This window comes from Desulforhabdus sp. TSK, from assembly GCF_022836495.1.
GTDB lineage: Bacteria > Desulfobacterota > Syntrophobacteria > Syntrophobacterales > Syntrophobacteraceae > Desulforhabdus.
Genome location: NZ_BQXM01000018.1, coordinates 36027 through 57501 on the forward strand (window position 1 = coordinate 36027; position 21475 = coordinate 57501).

At 53.7% G+C, this 21475-nt stretch carries 16 protein-coding genes; 12 read left to right on the top strand and 4 right to left on the bottom strand.

Annotated elements, in window-relative coordinates:
- Positions 1–150 precede the first annotated feature (150 nt).
- The 12 genes from MWC30_RS12090 (at position 151) to MWC30_RS12145 (ending at position 15941) form a co-directional block, all read left to right on the top strand.
- On the top strand, positions 151–1422 hold the full coding sequence (locus tag MWC30_RS12090; protein ID WP_244084441.1) for a hypothetical protein: 1272 nt from the start codon (positions 151–153) through the stop codon (positions 1420–1422).
- On the top strand, positions 1419–3452 hold the full coding sequence (locus MWC30_RS12095) for an AAA family ATPase (protein ID WP_244084442.1): 2034 nt from the start codon (positions 1419–1421) through the stop codon (positions 3450–3452). Before MWC30_RS12090 ends, MWC30_RS12095 begins: the two co-directional genes overlap by 4 nt.
- Before the next feature lie 4 nt (positions 3453–3456).
- A complete protein-coding gene (locus MWC30_RS12100; RefSeq protein ID WP_244084443.1) occupies positions 3457–4113 on the top strand; it encodes a 4Fe-4S single cluster domain-containing protein in 657 nt (218 codons plus the stop codon).
- Positions 4110–4790 (top strand): FHA domain-containing protein, encoded by a 681-nt coding sequence (locus tag MWC30_RS12105; RefSeq protein ID WP_244084444.1) that lies wholly within the window; start codon positions 4110–4112, stop codon positions 4788–4790. Before MWC30_RS12100 ends, MWC30_RS12105 begins: the two co-directional genes overlap by 4 nt.
- A complete protein-coding gene (locus MWC30_RS12110) occupies positions 4787–5716 on the top strand; it encodes a PP2C family serine/threonine-protein phosphatase (protein WP_244084445.1) in 930 nt (309 codons plus the stop codon). Before MWC30_RS12105 ends, MWC30_RS12110 begins: the two co-directional genes overlap by 4 nt.
- The gene (locus MWC30_RS12115) at positions 5713–8442 is read left to right on the top strand and encodes a serine/threonine-protein kinase (protein ID WP_244084446.1); all 2730 of its coding nucleotides are present in this window, start codon (positions 5713–5715) and stop codon (positions 8440–8442) included. The genes MWC30_RS12110 and MWC30_RS12115 overlap by 4 nt, the downstream gene beginning before the upstream one ends.
- Before the next feature lie 72 nt (positions 8443–8514).
- Entirely contained in the window at positions 8515–9456 is a 942-nt protein-coding gene (locus tag MWC30_RS12120; RefSeq protein ID WP_244084447.1) for a hypothetical protein, read from the top strand.
- A 16-nt stretch (positions 9457–9472) separates the two neighbouring features.
- On the top strand, positions 9473–10924 hold the full coding sequence (locus MWC30_RS12125) for a BON domain-containing protein (RefSeq protein WP_244084448.1): 1452 nt from the start codon (positions 9473–9475) through the stop codon (positions 10922–10924).
- Positions 10925–10934: 10 nt separating this feature from the next.
- On the top strand, positions 10935–11210 hold the full coding sequence (locus MWC30_RS12130) for a hypothetical protein (protein ID WP_244084449.1): 276 nt from the start codon (positions 10935–10937) through the stop codon (positions 11208–11210).
- Positions 11211–11236: 26 nt separating this feature from the next.
- A complete protein-coding gene (locus MWC30_RS12135; RefSeq protein WP_244084450.1) occupies positions 11237–12094 on the top strand; it encodes a hypothetical protein in 858 nt (285 codons plus the stop codon).
- Positions 12085–15084 carry an ATP-binding protein gene (locus MWC30_RS12140; RefSeq protein WP_244084451.1) on the top strand — a complete coding sequence of 1000 codons (3000 nt, stop codon included), beginning with the start codon at positions 12085–12087 and terminating at the stop codon, positions 15082–15084. Before MWC30_RS12135 ends, MWC30_RS12140 begins: the two co-directional genes overlap by 10 nt.
- Before the next feature lie 95 nt (positions 15085–15179).
- Positions 15180–15941, top strand: coding sequence for a hypothetical protein (locus tag MWC30_RS12145; protein ID WP_244084452.1), 762 nt, complete (start codon positions 15180–15182; stop codon positions 15939–15941).
- Positions 15942–16419: 478 nt separating this feature from the next.
- Here MWC30_RS12145 and MWC30_RS12150 read toward each other — a convergent pair whose 3' ends face one another.
- The 4 genes from MWC30_RS12150 to MWC30_RS12165 all read right to left on the bottom strand — a co-directional run bounded on the left by MWC30_RS12150 (position 16420) and on the right by MWC30_RS12165 (position 21468).
- Positions 16420–17094, bottom strand: a complete 675-nt coding sequence (locus MWC30_RS12150) for a DUF1566 domain-containing protein (RefSeq protein ID WP_244084453.1) — start codon at positions 17092–17094, stop codon at positions 16420–16422.
- A gap of 189 nt (positions 17095–17283) precedes the next feature.
- Positions 17284–18762: a WD40 repeat domain-containing protein gene (locus tag MWC30_RS12155; RefSeq protein WP_244084454.1), complete on the bottom strand. Its 1479-nt coding sequence runs from the start codon at positions 18760–18762 to the stop codon at positions 17284–17286.
- A gap of 73 nt (positions 18763–18835) precedes the next feature.
- On the bottom strand, positions 18836–19867 hold the full coding sequence (locus MWC30_RS12160; protein WP_244084455.1) for a hypothetical protein: 1032 nt from the start codon (positions 19865–19867) through the stop codon (positions 18836–18838).
- A gap of 2 nt (positions 19868–19869) precedes the next feature.
- A complete protein-coding gene (locus tag MWC30_RS12165) occupies positions 19870–21468 on the bottom strand; it encodes an Hsp70 family protein (protein ID WP_244084456.1) in 1599 nt (532 codons plus the stop codon).
- Between the last annotated feature and the right edge of the window lie 7 nt (positions 21469–21475).

Sequence of the window (21475 nt, forward strand, 5' to 3'; positions counted from 1 at the left end):
CGTAAGGCGTGTCCTTGCCAATGACTTCTCATGTCTTCCAAGCCAAAGAAAAACTGTCCTGAATTCATCCTTTTAAACATCTTTCATATTAGAAGAGAGAATGACTTGTCAATGAATAGGGAATGATATGCTTAATTGGTGGGGACCGATATGAGCGGAGAGGTCGTTGCATTTCCTGTGGTTGCTTTGCTTCCCGTTGCGGGAATTGTAGGAATAGTCGCGGTGGGCTCTGCCGCGGCCCGTGCGGTTCAGTCCATTGTGGACCATCAGGTGGAAGCGGCCCGCAAAAAGGCGGAAGAAGAAAGACACCGTCTTCGAGAATGGGAGGATTTTCAGGGGAGGCAGCGGCAAAAACTGGAAGAGGCGAGTCGTCTCCAGAACGAGCTCAGGCAAGCGGAATCAAGACTTGCAGGCATTGGCCTCGGTGACGCGGCGGAAGCGGGCGCCTGGGAGCGAAGAGCCCCTTCCTATGCTGGTGGGGGGAAGAAGGCAAATATGCCTCACGACGCCCTGCGTTCAGAGCTCCAACGCATAGGAAAATTGCTTCAGGAACTTCCCGAGAGCTTCCGGTTGAATCCCCATTCCCCATATGAGCGCATGGAGGAATGGCATGCAAAGCTCGCATCCGCTGCGGAACAGTCGAGATCCTCGAGGCCCGAGACGGCATCTACGCTCAGGGAGACCATTCTCCGGACGTTCAGGGCTTACATCGAGAAGGAAGAGGCCGAGTCTCGGAAGCAGAAGGAAATGTACAGTAAAGTGAACAACCTCATCGAGGATGTGATGCTTGTCGGACAGCTGGCTGGCAGCCAAGTGGCCCATTCCGAATTGAGATCCATCCGCACTGACCTTCTTCACCTTCTTTCGGCAGAGGTTATCTCTCCCGGACAGATTCAGCTCATTGAAAAGTGCTTCAACGGCATTCGGCAAAGGGTCGATGACGAAACGGCCATGCTGGCCGGCAGGCGGGCGCTGGCCGAGTCACTTACGCGCCACCTCAGTGCTCTTGGCTATCGAACGATCGCGGACTTTTCAGATCATGTCGACGCCGGTTTCTCAGAGGCTCTTCTTGCCATGCCCGGGGGGGAGCGGGTGCGGATTCGCATCGCCGCCGACGGTGGCATGGCCTGCCAACTCATGCATGAGTCCAGGCATTCCGTCGATGCGCTCTCACGGGAAGTCGTTGCGCTCTTCAAGCGCCAGGAAACCAAATGGTGTACGGATTTCAAGGAAGTCATCCGCCGCATGACTGCCGAAGGATTTCTCTACGAGGTGAAGTTTGAGCAAGAAATTCCGCTGGAGCGGATCCCGGTCGTGGTGATGGAAACTGCCGATGAGCTTGCACGGTGGAAAGAGGATCGGGAAGAAGAGGATGAAATGGAACGATTTCAACGGGAAGATCAGAGGAGATACCTCGAATGATCGTGCTCGACGATGAGAGCAGTCCTCGGTGGCTCAAGGAACTGGCTCGTTTTCTGCCGCTCAAGAATCTGATTTTTGTTCAGGGCAATGTCCTTGACCTGTTATCATACTCGATTCAATCCCAGACACAGGATGGAACATCCATCCTGTGGACCGAAAATACCTTGCCTCTTTTTTTCCGAAGGTTACTGGAGGAACTGGGATACGATGTGGTCGGATTGTTCGATCCGGTGGATGGGCTTTCTTTTGCCCTACCGGAAATGGAGCAGACCTACAAACAGTTGTCTTCAGGGAAGCGCCCCGTATCGACTGCGTCCGCCAGCGGACCGCGTCCTGCCGTCTCCCTGCCTCCGACTACAGTGGGATACCAGGAGGGAGAGTCCTCTACTATCGTACCGACTCAGGGAAGAGCCTCCGCAGAGCCTCCGGAGGAACAGCCACCGCCCCAGGGAATGGCTCGTTCCCGGGAGATGGACCTCAACAGCGCTTTCGACGGCATCCGGGCAGCTCTGCGCAACACCTGCGCGCCGTGCGCCTTCGTGTTCAACCTGGCTTCGCGGTTGGTCACCTCCCCGGGCCACCTCACTCGGGACGAACGGGTGCTTTTCACCAAGGTGCTCAAGGCGTCCACAGAGTGTGCGGATGTCCACAGGGATGGGCTGCACTGGAAGAACGTGATGATATTCATTTGCGACAAGCTCAACGATCTTCCTGCATTTCTCTATCTGAACAATCCCAGAGCGAGATCGATTTTCATCGACAAGCCGGACCGCCTTGCTCGCTCACGCCTTTTCAGGCGCTCATACACCAATTTCCATGGTGTCGAGCCAAGCTCCGAATGTCCGGCCGAGCTCACCTCCCAATTTGCATCCCTGACAGACGGAATGAGCAATCATGAGCTCAAGAGCCTGGGGCTACTTTCCCGAAGGGAAAAGGTCCCTGTCAAGACACTGAAAGACGTTCAAAAGCTCTGCGAACGGTACAAGTACGGCATCACCGAAAGCGAATGGGATAAGATCGACCGAACGCGACTCGACCGGTCGGAGGAATTCATCAGGGAGCGTATCAAAGGTCAGGATCTGGCCATCGCGCGAGTGCTCGACATCGTCAAACGGGCAAAAATCGGTCTTGCGGCCGGTTCGGGCGTTTCCAGCAGGCCGCGGGGCGTGCTCTTTTTTGCCGGACCGACGGGCGTCGGCAAGACGGAGCTCGCCAAGAGCCTCGCCGAGCTGCTTTTTGGGCAGCAGGACCGGTGTATTCGTTTCGACATGAGCGAGTATGCCTCACAGCATGCCGACCAACGTCTCCTTGGCGCACCGCCCGGCTACGTGGGCTACGAAGAGGGCGGTCAACTCACCACGGCCATTCGAGAGAAACCCTTTTCCGTTCTGCTTTTCGACGAAATAGAGAAGGCGCACGGCAGTATTTTCGACAAGTTCCTTCAGATCCTCGACGATGGAAGACTGACCGACGGCAAGGGGGAAACCGTATACTTCTCGGAGTCCATCATCGTCTTCACAAGCAACCTCGGCACAGTGTCTCAAACTGCAGAAGAGGGGGAAGAGACCGTGGCTGCCTGCATGCCTCCCTACGAACGCATGCAGGAAAGTGTCCTGAAGGCCATCAGAGACCACTTCAACCATCAGCTCGGGCGCCCGGAAATCTTGAACCGTTTTGGTGACAACTTCGTGGTGTTCGACTTCATTCGCCCGCCGGTGGAAGAGCAGATCATCGATCTCCTCCTGAAACATCTCACCGAACGCGCCATGGAGAGTCACAAGATCGCTTTGTCAGTGGCGCCTGAAGTGAGGGAGAAACTCATCGCCATGGGCCGGGGCAATTTGCGGCATGGTGGCCGCGGACTTCGAAATGTCGTCGATTCCGCCATGGTCAATCCACTAAACAGAGCGCTCTTCGATTGCAGCGACATCGAGGAAGGGAGCACCGTTCGCGTGGTAGATCTCCTCGACCACGGCATCACCGCAAGCTACCGTTTCGAGCTTCGAATAGAGACCGACCGGAAGGGATGATAGTGTGAAGGGGGTGGACATCAATATCTACGGTATCGCTCATCCCGTGCGTTGTCTGGGGCCAGGATGTCGACTGGTGCTCTGGGTTGCCGGCTGCTATCGGCGGTGTGAGGGATGCGCTTCCCCGACTCTTCAGGATCCTGCAGCGGGGAAATTGATTCCGGTTGATCACCTCGCACGGCGTATTCTGGCAATCCGGCTACCTCTGGACGGGATCACCCTCACGGGCGGTGAGCCGGTGGATCAGGCACAGGCCCTCACCGGACTTCTCGATCGGCTGCGGGCCGAGAGACCGGAGTGGAGCACTATCCTCTATTCCGGATATACTCTGGAGGAGATTCAAGGGAAAGGGGGAGCGGAGGGCCGCCTTCTCGATTTGACCGATATACTGGTGGACGGTCCATTCGAACGCCATATCCCTGCGTGCCATCCCCTTGCCGGCTCAGGCAACCAGAAAGTCCACTGTCTCAGTTCACGAGGCCGCCAACTGAAGCGAAGAGCGGATGAGGTTTTGGCTACTAACTTCGAACTGGGTATCGGTCCGGATTCCACCCACCTGCTCATCGGCATCGGAGCACAAAGGGAAAGAACCGCCGTGAAGACAGCCCTTAGCCGGTTGAATGAATTGAATAAACGATTGGAGGGGAGGCGCCTGTTGTGACAAATTACATCAAAATATGCCCGATTTGTGGGGCGTTCAATCCCGAGAGTGCGCAAGCCTGCAAGAAATCCGACTGCAATGCGTTTCTCGACGGAGTGGAAGCCGTTCCCGAGCCGTATCCAGAAAAGCCGGAGCAGCCTTTTGGGGAGGGTAAGGGCGATGAAGAGGCAGCTCCTTCGGAGCTCGATCCAGACCAGTTACCTTTGCCTGAGAATTTGCAGGGCTCTCCGTTCAAGCTATGCCCCCAGTGCGGCGCGAGAAATTCAAAGGATAGCTTCCTTTGCGCCACGCCGGGTTGCAATACGAGCCTTGCATTTGTGGAGGCTGTTCTTATGCCCGAAGGCTCCACAAACTTGCTGCCGAGGCGCCTCTATCTGGAAAATCCGCATCTCCCGCATCCCCTCGAGGTCAAAAGCGGGCAGGTGGTTGGACAGGCTCATCCTACGAGCGGCGCCGATGTCAAACTTTCGGGCATTCCCGATATCGAGTGCGTGTCTCGGTCTCACTGCCGCTTCGATTTCGACGGAAGCTCATGGATGCTCACTGCCCTTCCAACGACCACGAACAAGACTTGTGTCAACGGAAAAGTCATTCCCAAGGGGCAAAGTGTCGCCTTAAAAAATGGGGATGTGGTGACTATGGCGATCTGTGATTTCCGAGTGAGGCTGATGGAGTGAGCAGCACCTATCGGATTGTCGGGCACACGGAAAAGGGGCCAGTCAGGGCTGCCAATGAAGACCATATCCTGGTCGCCCGGTTTGTGAAAAATCGGGGGCGCATCTGGATGACCATCGATCAGGAAGACGATTTCCTCGGCGGATACGGCATCCTGCTCGCGGTTGCAGACGGTGTGGGAGGAGAAGCCGGAGGAGCGGTGGCGAGCAGGCTCGCACTCACGACCATCGAGCGGCATTTTTACGGTGTCGAAAAAACAGGGCGGGATCTCGGCGATTTCGGGGAAACGATCAAATCGGCGGCCGGGCGCGCTAACGAGACCCTCTTGGCCCTCGCAGCCGGACGACCTGAACTGTCCGGAATGGGTTGCACTCTCACGGGCATCTGTCTAACCCCCCATGGGTACCTCGTTTTCAATGCGGGCGACAGCCGGGTTTACAGGTACAGGAATGGTGCCATGGCGCTCACCTCTGACGACAGCCTGACAGGTGTCATCATTCGAGCCGGACACATGTCTTTTGACGAGGCGCAGACATCCCCACTGCGCCATACCATTACCAACTGCCTGGGACAGGCATCCTTTAACTTGAACGTGATGCATGGTCGCGAATTGCGCGACGGAGACATCTTTCTCGTCTGCTCGGATGGGGTGCACGACCTCGTCACCGAGGATGACCTCGACGAGATCATGGCCAGTAACGGGTCTCTGGATGCGGTCATGAATGAAATCGTGGATCGGGCCGTGAATCGGGGTGGCCATGATAATATATCGGCCATTCTTGTCGGCTTTGGCCCCCGTGAGGAGACGTGTCCGGACAAGGCTCCCGTGTTACCCGAAAGTATAGAGCTATCGACATCCACTGACTTGCCGGAGCGGGTGAACGTGGCTGCCGATGGTAGCCGGTTGAATGAGGAGGAATTCCCATGACGGACGATAGCCGGCGTGACGGTCCGTTGACCGGAAAGCCCGAGGAAAAGGGAACGGAAGGGCCGAACACCGGAGTTCAACCCGGCATAACACGGAAGTTGCCTGACGACGTCCTTGTGACGCGGGTATTACACGAGGAAGGACCGGCGCTGGGCTCACCCTTCAAGACGACCCGACTGAACGAGTCGGAGCCTTTTCAGACGACAAAACTCAATGGGAATGAAAATCCGGGTACGCCTGAGCATCAAGGTGAATCGGGAACCGGCGGTTTTACCCGTGTGTTGAATGCCGAGGATGATCGAGTTGATGCACCCCTGACCCTTCTCGATCATGGAGATCTTGTGGCTGACCGCTATCAGGTGGTCCGCGGGCCTATAGGAGGTTACACGGGAGAGGCCGATGTTTTTGCGGGGAGAGATTCTTCGAGCGATACCGATATCGTCATAAAGTACTACCGGCCAAACCTTTCGCCTAAAGTGGAGGTGCTGCAGCAACTACGGGATCTCGCTCATCCGGATATCGTTCGCCTTCTCGATTATGGTGACTGGGGAGGCCGCTTCTACGAGGTGCTCGAGTACTGTGTCGGGGGCTCTGCCATCGACTTCGCTCCGTACACCGAGGAGGAGCTCAAAAAATTCCTTCTCGAAATCGTCAACGGGCTCGCATCCTGCCATACTCTCGGCATCGTCCACCGGGACATAAAGCCCAGTAATCTCTTTTTTCGGCATCCCGGTAAAAAGGACCTGGTCATCGGCGACTTCGGTGTGAGCTCGGCCTTCGATTTCCTGGGTGAAGTGAGGACCACCAAGACGCATCGGTTCCGCACACTCCATTATGCCGCGCCCGAGCTCCTCAACCGCCGACAAATCGGTCCAAAGACGGACTTCTATGCTCTGGGCATCACGCTCGTTCATCTTCTGACTGGAAAATCACCTTTTCATGACTTCAGGGACGACGAAGCGGTCATCAGCGCTCATTGCCGCAGTGAGGTTCCCCTTCCGGACTCGATGTCCGACGATTTCCGGCAACTGCTCAGCGGGCTCTTGCGGTACAGTTATGAAAGGCGATGGGGCTTCAACCAGGTGATGGCATGGCTCAAAGGTGAGCCCATCCTGGCTGACGATGGCCGCCCGGACTACGATGATCCCCATGTCGGCAAGGCGATGCCTTACAGCAGGGTCCCAGAAGCAACCACGCCGCTGGAGCTAGCCCGGTATCTTCATGCTTTCAACGCCACGGAAGATTTATTCAGAGGCAAAATTAGCCAATGGGTCAACCTCTTCAATGCCCGTCTTTCGGATCGGATCGATGAAATCGCGGACAACTATACGAGCGAAAAAGAGCTCGGTGTCTTCAAACTGCGCTATGTCCTCGATCCCACGGCACCATTGGAAGCGGCTGGAAGGAAGATCCACACCATCGAGCAGCTCACGGATCTCTTACGTTCATCCGAAGAGGAAGTTCTGTCCGCCATCGAAAAGCTTCTCTGGGGGAAGCAGCTGGAGTGCTGGATCGAAGTGGTACACAATGATGCTCAGGGTATGGAACTGGCTCATAAGATCATGGAAATTCGCGAGAGACTTCCCGAACACTACTCCGAAATCCAGGCGGACCGGAGGAAAAGGCTGGGAGTGCTATCCCTGCGGTGGCTCCTCGATCCGGCCTTTCCTTTCCAGCTTGCCGATGGGGTCGAGATTTCTCGTCCTGCTGAGCTCGAAATGGTCCTGGGTCGGGATATGAAGCTCATCGCCTCCGTACAGGCTCATCTCTTCGGAGGGACTTTCGAGGAGTGGCTAACTCAGTGTTTTCCGAATCGAGAAAATGATTGTGACTTCATCTCCGGATGCCGCAAGCGACATGCCGGTAATCCGAAGCTCGGAGCCTATGCGCTCCGCTGGCGGTTCTGCCCCGACCTGCCTTTTCCCTTCCGGGCTGGTGAACATGCCAGATTCCCCAAAGATCTGGCGGCGCTCATCGACCGGAACGAAGAGAGCTGGAAGCGGGGAATCGTTGCGCTTTCCGAGGGATGGATTCGCGAATGGCTTGTCGCCACAGGGCGACTGTCGAACGCAGTGGAGTTCGACAGAGTGATGCCGCAGGATTCCACCCCGTCATCCCGGACCATGGAAGCGGTTCAGCACCTTCTGGACCCTGATCTGCCCTGGCCCCGGATCAGCGCAGACAGGACGGCATTGCCGTTCGGGAGCATCGGGATGGAATCGTCGAGGACACAAAGAATCACTTTCAGCAATGCCGGCAGAGGCTTCCTGGTGGGGAATTTCAGGCTGCAGGGTCAGGGACACGGGATTGCCATCGACCAGGAATCCTTCGAAGGAGGGCCTGTCGTGGTCGAAGTCACCGCCGACGCCCGGGGGCTTCCCGCCGGTTCTAGCCAGATCGTCACCCTCGTTGCTGAAGCCAATGGCAGCCGTATGGAAATCCCCATCTCTTTCACGGCGGGGATCCCCTGGTTGGAGATTTTTTGTCGTAGCCTGGGCGTTGGTTGTATCTGCGCGGTCGTTTTTGGCATCTTGCGGTTCATCATTGGAAGCAGCACGGGAATCGCAGGGCCACTTTGGTGGATCTCGTTCGAAAATGTCGAGGGATACTGGTTCAGACACCCGGATCTCATTCTCTGGGCTGCCCTCCTTATCGGTGGTGTGGGAGGGGGTCTCTATTACCTCATTCGAATGGGAGGTGCAAACAAAGCGCGGCGGGATGAGTGACTTCTGAACATCTCCCCGGTGTTACTAACCCGGCGCGAAGGGTGAAAGACTTGCATGACAGGAGAAAGATCGATGCGCATGGCTGGAGAGAGGGCAGTGAAGGCTGTCTCCTGGCGTCACGCCTATAAGGATGGTCTGGCGATCACGTTTCACCATAAGGTGCTCCTGCTGATCGCGGCCTTCTCGGCAGTCTGTGAACGGTCCATTACCCTGTTCACCGATTATACCGGTGTGAGCATCGAGCAGGCGGCGATAGACTATCGGGATCTCCTCGCTTCTTCTCCTTATGGCATAGACCAGGATTTAAGTGTCCTTTTGCCCTATAGAGGACTTATGACCTTTCTGCCATTGGCTTGCGGACTTTTCATCCTTGGAGCCTTTCTGCTGGTAGGTCTCCTTGGTCTATTGCGGGACTTGCTCACTCGTAGAGGCTACCGGGTCCAGGAGGTTTTTGTTAGAGGGCGGGAGTATTTCTGGACGATCTTCAAGTTCAAACTGCCCATCTATGTCGTCAATTCAACTTTTATTGCCGTGGTTGCTCCGCCCCTGCTTTCCTTTCGGGGAGAGAGGGGAGCTTACGTCTTCTGGGTGTCTATTGCCTCGTTTACCTCTTTCCTACTCTTCGCCGCAGCTCGTGTCCCCCTTTCTCTTGGCCCTAAAATCATCGTGGTGGAGGAACTCCGCCGAGTGATCGCCGTTTATCGAAGGGTCACCGAGGTTATCAAGCCCGTCATGGGGCAGACCGCGATTTTTTATATGATCCTGATGGGGATCGTTGGACTTGGATTCCTGGTGCCCATGGGAATCACTCGGCTTGGACTACCCGCAATCAGTGAAACCGTTCTTTCCGTTTTTTTCATAGCTTTTGTGACGGTGGTGATGAAAGCCTCCTCGTTCAGTTTCTACCTGCAGCTTTTGTCCGTTTCGGCAGCGTCGCATGGGGACATGAGCTGTGAAACGTCTAGAATGGCTGTTGCACCTGTGGGGATTTCTCGGCGGGTCGAAAGAGATTGAGACAGGAGAGATTGGCATGGAAGATTTTGTGGGATGGCTGATCGGGGCTGTATTCGTAATATTTATTGTGGGCGCGATTCTCAAGTACATGTACTTTACCATCGTGCTCATCTCCGCAAATATACTTACTGCTGCAGATAAGATGCTTGGCGCATGGTCCATGTTTCCTCCGGTGGTCTCATGGGCCTTGATGGGCTTTCTGTTGGGTTCACTTCTTTACTTTGCTTTCATCGAGGCAAATCGTTTGAATCGGCCAGGGCTCAAGGAGAGCGTGATCGGAGCCTGTGCTGTCATTGTCCTCCTCTGTCCCCTGATGGGTCCGTGGATCAACGATGGGCTTCAATCCTTGAGTCGACAGCCGACTCCGGTGGAAGCGACTCCCCAATTGACTCCTAAAGCCAAGAATGCAGGTCAACTCCCTCCTGCTGAGACAACACCAGTGAACTCCACTCCGCAAACAGTCGTTCAGCCCGTTGCTGTCCCCATCACACCTGCGGTGAGTCGGCAGAGTGCAGCACAACTTTATGAACGTGGCATGGAATTATTTGCCGGCAACGATTTCAGTGCTGCGGCTCCCTTGTTGGAGGATTCCATAAAAGCGGGACTATCCGGCGAGCGGCTTGGGAAGTGTTATCTGAAGCTCCTACGTATTTTCAGAGAGCTGAAGGATGCAAACAAGTATGCATACTATTCGATAAAACGCAGGGACTTCAGCGATTCAGCCTTTACTCATGCCTATGTGAAACTGTTTTGTGATGTTTATACAGAAGATGGTCATGATACCAAGGACATAGTGTTCGAAATACCCAATATGGTCAAAGGCCCCTGGGACCGCTCTACCATGGGTGAATTCTCTGGTTATACGGTGAGATCCGGGAATGTTCGAATCACTTTCGACAAGTTGGGATACCAAACCGGTAAAATTGAATTTCCGGCAAAGCCCGGTGAGATTGTGACAGTGATAAATCAAACAGTCATACTGAAAAAAGATAAAAAAACAACCGAGATCGCTTCGTCAAAAAATGCACATGAGGAATTACGCCAAATCGAAGATCAAAGGGACATGCAGTATGGAACCCCTCAAACTCGAGCTTCACAACCTGCTGTGCAACCTCCGAACCCGATACACAGTCCCGTGCATACAAGAGATGTGTCGGTAATTTCTCCGGCCGCTCCTTCGAGGCAGGAGCTAAAAACGAGAATCGAGCGGGAGTTGGAAAAGAAAGACATTTTCTCCGTTTCCGTGTACGTGCAAGAGGGGGGGATTGTAAACCTTTCCGGAGTGGTGGCAAGTTCCAGGGAAATCGAGAGGGTCAGAGGCATCGTCACTAAGGTGCCGGGAGTCATTCGAATCAAGAGCTACCTTTCGGCCCGGACCGCTCCTCCACCGCCGCCCAGGCGCGCTGTGACTACCGATAGCTCCCAATCCACATTTCATCCGGCGATACGGCCACAATCAGAACGGTAAGGAACACTTCATGGAAATTTTTGGACCTTTATCTTTACTCGCCGTCATGATCTTCGGTTTTTTGGTGATGTTTGGAATCGTCCCATTGCGCAAGGTGGGAAAGTCCCTGGTTCTTCTCTTGCTCTTTATCGCCCTGGCCCCCATGTTCTTCAGTTCCGCGCGCTCCGGAAGCACACAGTTTTTCTCCATGAACCACAGCTGGTGGGTGTACCTTGTCCTCTTCTTCGGGATTCTTGTTGTCATCAGGGTTGTTTTGAGTTTGCTCTTCCCCTCGCGGCGCAGGTAGAGTGGTGGAAAGGATGATGGGCGAAGATGGCTGAAAGCTGCGGCAATTGTGGATATGCGGGAAACGAGGACCAGGCGGAACGGTGCTCCATGTGTGGCGCCTCGTTGCAGGCAAGGCCTGCCCCTAAGCGCAGGTCGTCCATCGGAGAGATCACCCACGAAGTCTCAGGTACCGTTCCCGCCCCAAAGGGAGGAGGAACTTCTGCTCCTTACCCTAGAAGAGAGTCTTCCGAGAGAGGACCCCAACCGGAGACACGAGCTTCCACTGCCACGACAGGCATGGAAGCTGCTTCAGGCAATGCTGCCGACCGGGAAGGTGTACGAGGCCGCATCAGCCACATGGAGCGCTTCGATGAGCCACCACCGCCCAATGTCTATCGGACCCTGTCCTGTTTGATACTCTCCTTGCTGTTTGGCGTTCCCATCATGGCCGTTTCACTCCTTTTAGGGATCATCAGCCTCGCTTTTGCGATCATCGGGTTTGCAGCCATTTCCCGACTCTTCAACCCCTACGCTTTTATCATGACGATCTGGCACATCATCGAGATTTTCGTCCTGGGAGGCATAGGGCGAACCGATACCATCCCCGTTTATCGGGGGATGGTAGAAACCCTGCAAGGAGAAGAACAACAGTTCCTGTTCCACGGCCCCATTGAATATGGAAACCTTGTGGTTGGGCACCATGTCCGGCTGACGGGAACCTGGCGCGAGGGAACATGGTTGGTCGCTGAGGGGTACGACGAGACAGTGAGGTCCGCCATCACGACGCGTTTCAGAAATCGATGGAGGGTTTTCTTCTTTGTCCTGCTCTTCGTCTTGCTGGCTGTTGTCATTTCAGGATGGATATTCTACTCCAACTCCCACGGCAGGCTGCCATGGCTGTAAGCGTCGAACACAACCTCTTTCCCGACCTGCCGCCTCGAGCGGAGCTTTTCGAGAAGGTGGGACTCCTGGAAAAATCCTGGCTGGATGGGACTTTCCTTGGGTTTCCTGGTCATATCGGAACGATCCTAAGGGAATTCCAGTTTTTCAGGATCACCGGATCGCCTGCCGTCTTCGACGAAAAGAACAGTCGCCTGCTGGCAAAAACCGCGCTTTATGGTTTCTTTCCAGCGATACACAATCAATCGCTCCCCGTTATCTACATCATTCGTGGCAACCGGGAGGGGGTGCAGCTTTACATGGGCACAAACGCAATGGGTCCAGCGAGCTTTTCAGCCCTTTTCGCCGGACACCTGAATCCTTCCCTCTACGCCGTCGCACCCGAAGTCAGTGGCTGGGATCTGCAAAGCTACCGCCACGGCGTCGCCCTCACGGGCATTCCTCACCTGCATCGCGAACGCGAACAGGACCGCGAGGGACCGGCGGGCTTCCAGGCGCCGCTTCATTTTGACCGGATGCTTTTGGGACTTCTTCGAGAGGAATGGATTTACATCGTGCAGGCCTTTCCCCTCATGCGCCAGCAGACGAACGGTTGGTTCGAACAGTGTGCAAGAGAGGTCAAGGACACCAAGGAGTCGTTCCTGCTGCGGGATTCCCAGAAACCCAACCGGACGGCATCCTATTACGTCGAAATTCTGGAGCGATCCATTCAGCGTCTCAAGCGCGGCAAGCAACAGGGGCTCTGGCAAACCGGCGTGTACCTGCTCTGTGCCAACCCCGAGACAGCCAGGCGCGGGGCGGCGCTCCTGTGTTCCATCCACGCCGGTGAGCGGTCGATCCCCGAGCCGGTGCGCTGCCATATCTGTCGGCAGGATGCCACTCTCTCTCCTTTTCTCAACTGCTATCATTCGGAAGAGCTTCAGGCATTCATCACTCTTCCCGGACGGGAATTCCCCGGATATCGTCTGCAGGAGCAGCCGGTTTTCGATGTCGATTTTACCTCAGGAGCGGAAAAGCCCGTAGCCATGGGAAGCATCATCGATCATGGTGCGGTCTTGAGCCATCGATGTTCCATCCCGGCGGACGATTTGACCATGCACGGTCTGGTGGCGGGAGTCACGGGAAGCGGGAAGACCAGCACCATTCTCCACCTTTTGCTCGATCTCCACCGCCGCTACCATGTGCCCTTCCTGGTGATCGAACCCGCCAAGTCCGAATACCGGCGCCTGATGAGGGAGATCGATTCCCTGCTCGTTTTCACCCTCGGAGAAGAGCGCCCGGGTGTTTCCGCTCCCTTCCGCCTGAACCCTTTCGCGTTTCCTCCGGGTATCTCGCTCCAGACCCATATCGACTACCTCAAAGCGGTCTTCAGTGCGAGCTTTGTCATGTATGCTCCCATGCCCTATGTCCTCGACGAATGCCTATACAGAATCTATGAAGACCGTGGCTGGAATCTTGTCACCTCGACCAACCCCCGCGGCTGTGACGGCGCTGCCTTTCCGACCCTCATGGACCTCTATCGCAAGATCGACGAAGTCGTGGACGGGCTCGGCTACCAGGACCGTACGACCATGGACATCAAGGCGGCGCTCAAAACCCGGATTCGCAATCTGTGCCTGGGGGGCAAGGGGATGATGCTCAACACGGTATCTTCCGTCCCCTTCGGGGACCTCATGACGCGCCCGGTGGTCCTGGAGCTCAAATACCTCGGCAATGACGAGGAAAAAGCCTTCATGATGGGGCTGATCCTCATGGCCCTCTCGGAGCACTGGGAGGCGGCGCAGAGCCGCGAAACGGCTGCGGTATCCGGGCTGAGGCATCTGACCGTGATCGAGGAGGCACACCGCCTGCTCAGAAATGCCCCTTCGGAAAAAGCGTCCGAGGAGCAGAGCAACATCCGGGGGAAAGGGGTGGAGACCTTCTGCAATCTCCTGGCGGAAATCAGGGCCTATGGAGAGGGAGTGATTGTCTCAGAGCAGATTCCTTCCAAGCTCGCCCCGGATGTGATCAAGAATTCCAATCTCAAGATCATGCACCGCATGGTCTCGAAGGAAGACCGGGACATGATGGGCGACACCATGAATCTGGATTCGCTGCAGAAGCGCCAGGTGCTGAGTCTCGGGGCTGGCGAGGCCATTTTCTTCCGTGAAGGGCTGGACCGTCCGATGCGGATTTTGGTTCCGCTCCCCGAAGTGAAGTCGCGAGTGGAGCTGCTCAATGACAGCGACGTCCGAACCGGCATGATAACGCGCTATTATCGGGAGCGTCCGTATCTGCTTCAGGAAAAGGCCGCCTGCTCTGTCTGTCCGGCATCGAATGTCGAAGAGTGCGAGCAGGTCAAACGAGAGGTGCGGAAGCTGTGCAGCCGGGAGGGCTTCGAGGAGTTGCTGGTGCGCTGTTTTCTGCCTTACCTCCTTCAGCCCGACAGGCGGGAGCTCCGGGAGCATTTCACGGCGGTCTTAGGATCGAGGCAGGACTTTGAAGGGGGACGGTTTCATTGCCTGGCATCGGAGCTCATCCGACGGTATCTCGGGGCGAAGGGGGACTTTTTGTCATGGTCCTTTGAAACCATCGGAAGACTTACAGCGGAAGCGGAGGAAAGCATTGCGAGCAGGGAAGCGGGCAGGATCATCGGCTTGCACTGCCTGCGAGAAGGGGCGAAGGGGGAAGGGCAGGCATCTCCCGTGTGCGACCAGTGCAGGGTGCGGTGCCTTTTCGCCTACGAAGGAAAAGTGATCGGAAAAGACCCGCTTCTCCACAACCGCCTGGTGCAACTTCTGTCCGGTGCTGAACACGGCCTGAGATTCTACCAGGATCTTGTGATTCTCCTCCTGGACCATCTCAGGGACATCCTTGCGGTTGAAGAGGGACGTCATGTGACCGATCTCGCCTTTTGCTGTCTGGTGAACAAGTTGGTGGAGCTTGGATTTTCTGTCCGAACGCAGCGGAGCATCCTGGAGCGGTTCGTGCAAGTGGCTTCGAGCGTGATCTGAGCTGTTGGTCGAAATGGCAGAATTTTGTGATTCTTTTGGGGCAACATGGAAACCGGGTGCTTTCGGTTGTTATTGTGACGTGCGGAGGTAGGTGAATGCACGACTATGCTTCGAGAGGGGTGCATGCGGCAAGTGAGGCGAGGGAGCGGACGAATCAGGCGGAAAAGACAGACTTGGGGTTACGCCGCAGCCAGTCACCCGAGCTCCGTGAGAACATCGAGCGGGCGGAGATGAGGGATGTTCCCCTGGGAAGGAGACTGGAGCAGGGGTTCAGAGACGATCGTGAACATCGCCGGATTTTCGCCGCTCCCCAAGTGGAAGGATTCGAGAAAAGCGGCGTCGTTACCAATTGGGAAATCCGCAGGTACCTCGAGGAAACCTTCCCTGACCGCCACTGCAACAACATCACCATGGAGAGCGTCCGGTATAGCGATCAGTATGTAGGAGATACAAAAAAAGTGGAACTGGGACACTGGGCAGACACCAAGCCCTATCCTGGCATGGATATCCACAACAAAGACATCACTATCAACTGCCAGACGCGAGACGGCATCATGGACCGGGAGGAGCTCAAAAACACGATCGCTCACGAAGTAGGGCATCAGGTGCACAGAGCTTATCTTGAACCCTCTCACTGGACCGAGTGGACAATGCTCAGCGGGGATCGACCCGCAGAAAAGTGCGTGAGTGATTACGCCCGGCAGAATGCCTATGAAGATTTTGCCGAGAGCTACATGGCTTACGTGAGGAATCCCGAGGCGCTGCAGGATGTCAGTCCGGAGAAATATGGCTTCATGCGCGACCGGGTCTTCGATGGAAAAGAATACAATGGCGAGAGGAAAAGGACCGAAGGCTGAGGAAGCCTTTGAGATGCCCTCAATAAGATCGTCTTAATTGGTATACAGGCAGTTAATTTTAGCAACTATCATAACCAGTCAGCATAGAAAAAGTAGTAACCATCATCTTTTTTCTTGTTTTAAGATGCTAAACAGTATATAGAATTAGCGGCATTTTATGCGCCCTCTATAAGACACCGGTTGATCGCGTCACGAAGGGCCCTTTACGCCTGCAATTACGCAGGGCTTGCTCCAGGTAGGTGCGCTATTTGCGGTCAACGCGGTTGTCGTCGATAGGAACCGGCTTTACAGCGATCGAGATTAAGTCCCTAAAAGGGTAAACCTTAAAGAGGGGGCACTTAGAGCATGAGAAATGAGAATGGAGTGCAACGTAAATCCTGGAGTGGGGGGAACGGTTTCACTTGAAGCCGTTCCCGTTTTTATTTTTTTTAACAAGAGAACCAAAACATTGTGTGTGTGGCAACTGGTGGGAAAAAATCTACTGGCCTGGTTTTCGGACGCACCTTACATGATGATGGCGATCCTGGTGACTCAACCCCGGTTGGCCAGTATTAAAATCGACAACCCATCCCTCAGCTTTTTTCTTCCGGGGAAAATATAGCTCAATGAACGTTGGCAAGGCTTCTGCTTCGTATTCGTTGCTGGACCAGTAAATCCTCCCACGAGATTTTGCAGGCTCATTCATTTTTGCAAAATAGCCAAAAGTCACAATCGATTTCAACTCCATGACCGTGGGCAAACGCCACTCGCTATAACTGTATCCTCCCAGCCTCAATCCTTTGGCATATTCCGAAGCCTCTTTCCATGTTCTCTTTACCCCATCGCATTTTTTTTGCCACATCAAGCGTGTCTTGGTATCCGTCACAGTACCATCACCATTGTCAATAAACCTTATTCGATGGTTCGTGTTCTTGGGAGTTGCTTTTGCATTGCCTTGTCGATTTCTCTCGGTTTTCCTTTCTCCTATTATGTTTGTACACTCCGGATTTCCCGTTCTGCGCCTCAATTCCTGAAGTTCATTCCAGTTGCGACGAGCGATCTCGAGTTTCCTCCTGTGAAGAGCTTCCTCTTCACTCGAGAGTCTGATGAGATAGACTATAAATTCCCATCCACACTGAGGGCACAAAACTTCTAGCTCGTCTTGAATTCTCATTCCACATACCGGGCACTGCATCATTACCTCGCTGCACAGATTAGAGCGGTAATTCAATATGTAAATAATTTTCCAATGTTTATCTCGTGATCTTTATTGTTATGCATTACCTTCAGGCACTTTTATCTACCTTGCGGTCCACTCTTAACTGTGTATTCGAGAGAAATGTGCCATACACTCGGAAGAGAATCATTCCAAAGCCTTTTCTATGAGATCTGGCCGATGAAAATACGACTTAAATGCTTCAAAAGGGTACGTTCTGCATTTGGCAGGAGGAATGTTCGCAATATCTTGTTTTGACACAAAGATCACACGCCTTTTCAAACTTTTAAAAGATCCTATGAAATCGTAGTATCCCTTTGGAGTGTAAGTGACAGACGTATCCTCGGATAGTATCTGAAAAGTCAAGAGCAATGCTTCGCTTTCAACCTCCCATATGTGTACCGTACCATCAACACTTCCCGATGTGACCAATCTGCCGTTCGAACTGAAACAAACGGAACGGATTTCCTCCCCTTTTTCCCAACAGGGGAACCAACGAAGGGTTTTGAGCAGTCTTTTGCTTTTGCTTTCAACTTCCCATATCTCTACCGTGCCATCATTATCATCTCCCGCAGCGAGAAGGGTCTCATCTGGATGGAAGCAAACTGATGAGTATCGATTATGATCATGGCTATGCAAATATAAACTAATTGGCTCTCCACTATCTAGGTAATCGTAATCAAGATAATCAATATTGTGTATTTTGACATAACTTTCATATGAAGCAGCTATTGATCTATTATCAGGACCAAAGCACACTGGCATCCCTTCGAAAAGATCATAGCCGCTTGTAGCCTCTGTCAGCTTTCCGCTGCTTAGCTCCCAAAGTGCCACTACGCCATAATCACATCCGGCTGCAATGAACTTTCCATCTTGGCTGATGGAAACTGAAAGCAAATCGGGTTCACACACTATAATTTCTGATTCTTGGAAACATCCGGAATCATCATGAATATCGTGTATTACTTTAGCAGTCGCCCTTTCGCTCGGTAGTAGTATACCAGTATTTAATTCATGTAGGCATAACGTGCCATTGGTACTTCCTGAAGCGGCAAATCTTGCATCAGGGCTGAAACAAATGCACCTGACAGGATTCTTATGGCCCTCGAAAGAACGAATAAGTCTCCCACTCTCCACTTCGTTCAGTCGGAGTGTACAGTCATCACCTGCTGATAGAAGCATCGATCCATTTGGGCTGAAGCAGAGAGCATGGACTGCTTTTTGATGGTCTCTTATAACTGGGCGCTGAGAACTGCCGAGAATATCCCAGAGGCGTATTATGCCGTCCTCGCTTCCCGTGGCAAGTATTCCCCCATCAGGTGAAATAGCTATAGCGCTAAACCGATTCTTGTTGCATCTCGAACTCGAGAGCGGTATCAACATAACATTTCGCGGGTCTTCTGGAAGTGATGCTTGGTCAAGATCCTCCGAAGCAGAGAATCCCTCCTTGCCTCTGAGTTCCTGAAACGCGCTCCAGTTGCGCTTCATTATTTCCAGCTTTTTGCTATGGAGTTCGTTCTCCTCAGGCGAAAGTTCCGTGACATAGAGTCTAAACTCCCACCCGCACTGACGGCACAAAGCATCGAGATCGTCTTCGATTCTCAGTCCACAGACAGGACAATTCATTCAAGCAACTCCCTTTGACACCGTCATCATCTCGTATTGCATGGCAGTGGCATCACACAAGTCCTACTGAAATCTATGCCGTCATATTGAGCCGCCGAATATCTCGAAGAGTTTCTTCGACGACAACGATCGCTTCCCGGAGGGCAAGATCGAATTCCTGTAATGCTCCGGCGATCTTGCTCGACATGTCGGACAGTCGAAGAACGCGCTCTCGGGCAGTAGCTCCAAATGTTCCTGCATCATGTCTCCATTTTGCCTGCAACTGAGCATCGGCTGCGAAGTGCATGTCGTAAAGTTCCCGATTCACCTTTTCTGCCTCGGTCACTGTCTCGAGCTCTTTCAAGCATTTGTCGAGCTCCGTCGTCACTTTCCTGTATTCGGCATTTCGTTGTTGAAGCTTCCGTAATTCCCGGGAGAGCCTGCGGTCGCATTCGTCCCACCCGAGATCTAGTGATGAAGCCAGTTTGGAAGAAAGCTCCACCAGTTGTCCGATGGTATCCTCACGCTCCAGTTGCAGAGTCTGCAGCAACTCTTGGCCAGTCCGAGATATCTCCTGCAGACGATCACGTTCCTGGACGAGTTTCTTCATCTCGTCGCGCCGTGGTTCCACTTCAGCGCGGAGGGTTTCGATTTCTTCCCGCAAAGCGATCAGTCTCTCGGGCTTGGTCATCTCCCGCAGTCGCTGGAGTTGATCGAGATGATCTTCCAAGATTTTCAGTTCCTGGGACTGGGCAGTCAACAACTCGGACTGCATCAAAAGTTCGGCATGACTTTGTCGCAGCCCTTCAGTCCTTTCCACGACAGCGGTAAGTTCCGTGGCGATCTCACCCACCTGTCGTTCGAATTCGCTCGCCTTGAGTTCTGGTTCGACCTCCGGCAAAGCCCTGATTAGAAACGTCCCCACATGTTCCGCAGCATTCAAGTAGGCAAGCAGGAAGTCGGTAAGATCGTCGGTCCCGGCAATTGATTTGAGCGTCTGATCATCCATCCGAGCGTGTTTGAGGAGCAATGCCGCCAATTCTACCATCCGCATGCGCCTTGTTTCAGCAACATCGTCGTTACGAATCGCTTTCCAGAGATCTTCAGCCTGCTGAAGCTGTACCATCCTCAACCCTCCTCTAAAATGATCCCTGCGACTTTTTCGAGCAGGGCGCCAAGGGGAGTTTCCTGCACGGAACCGCTTAGATCCACTGCGTGGAAGGTGAAAAGATAGTTCTCATCGACGGAAAAACCAATCTTCCACTGGTTCCCCTGCTGATGAGCATTGGGCAAGAGTCGATCCACGGCCTTTTCGAGAGAAATTCGCCAACGTCCCCGTTTATCTCTGAGAAATATCGTGATAGGAAGCTTTCGGTTACGGGGATCGATGCTGAACCGGGCCAGTCCTTTGAGGAAAACGGACGCGAGGTATTGCGATATCTTGACCCCTTTTTTCAGAAAAGGAATTTCGGTAAACTTGTATTCCCCTGTTCCATCATCCTTCCAGACCATCAACCCTACGGTGATGGGGCAGACGGGGTCGATACTGAACATCTCGTTGGCGATCAGTGCCGCCCCCTTGGAAATGGCCAACGCTGTGTCCTCGACCGTAAAACATGAATTGAATCTTTGATCCTCCGTGGTCTCGGAACCAAAAAACTCCCGCACCGTTTGCTGTACCAGGTAAAATCCGCTGAAGCCTCCCACCATCACGACGCGGAAGCGATCACTATCGTTGCAGTCTACCTGGTGCTCATCGAGATAACTTTTCATCTCGGTGAGAGCATCCAGAAGCTCGGATTTGATGACGAGGTTGAATGCGTCGGCAAGATCGGACGCTTTGAACTCTACCGAATTGACCTCGAAAGCTTTCTTGTTGACCGTCTTGTTCTTGAGATATTGTTCGAGAATCTTGTCCACGTGCTTTCTGAGCTTGATTTTCCTTTCTTCGAATTCCCTCATGAATCCTGGAAAAGTTTGTTCAGTTCTCGAGAGTCGCATTCCTTTCAGTCGTTCATAGACAGCCATCACCGTTGCCTCATCGAAGGCTACTCCTGCTTTCCCGAGAGTTTGGCTGTCATATCCCTTTCCTGTGCACTCGAGTACCGAGATCCGTTCCGCTTCGACTTTCGAGAGACTGAGGTCAAGGGTGCCGCCGCCATAGTCGCATACCAGCACGTGGCCATCGAAAGACCGTCCATATTGTTCTCTGAAACAATGGGCAAAATAAACTGCCGCTGCAACGGGTTCGCTAAGGAATCTACGAACGGGCAGTCCCAGCTCCTGACAAATTTCTTTGAGGCATTCTCGGGAGGCGTGCCTGCCTTCCCTCACCCATATCTCGGGCACTGTAATCACGACATTTTCAATGCTGCTCTCGATATTTTGTTCCTGGCAATAATTCTGTATGAGATATTCCACAAAGGCCTTCGCACAGTCCCGTGGCGACTGGTGTTCGTAGCCGTATCTTTCGAGCTTCTCTTGCCGATCTTCGGAAAGAAGCATTTTGAAACGGGAGAAGATCTTGTAATCACTATCGCCTTCGTTGATGCGTGCCGAATCCCCTATACAGATCGAACCATCCGAGACATCGTAGCTGACAAAAGATGGTATATAAGGTGAGCCATCGGCCCCACCCATTCGATAGCATTCGATCACCTTGCGAGAGGGATCCAGATAGCTGAGAGTGCTGTTCGTGGTCCCAAAGTCAAGGCCAAGCTTGTGCATGGTATAG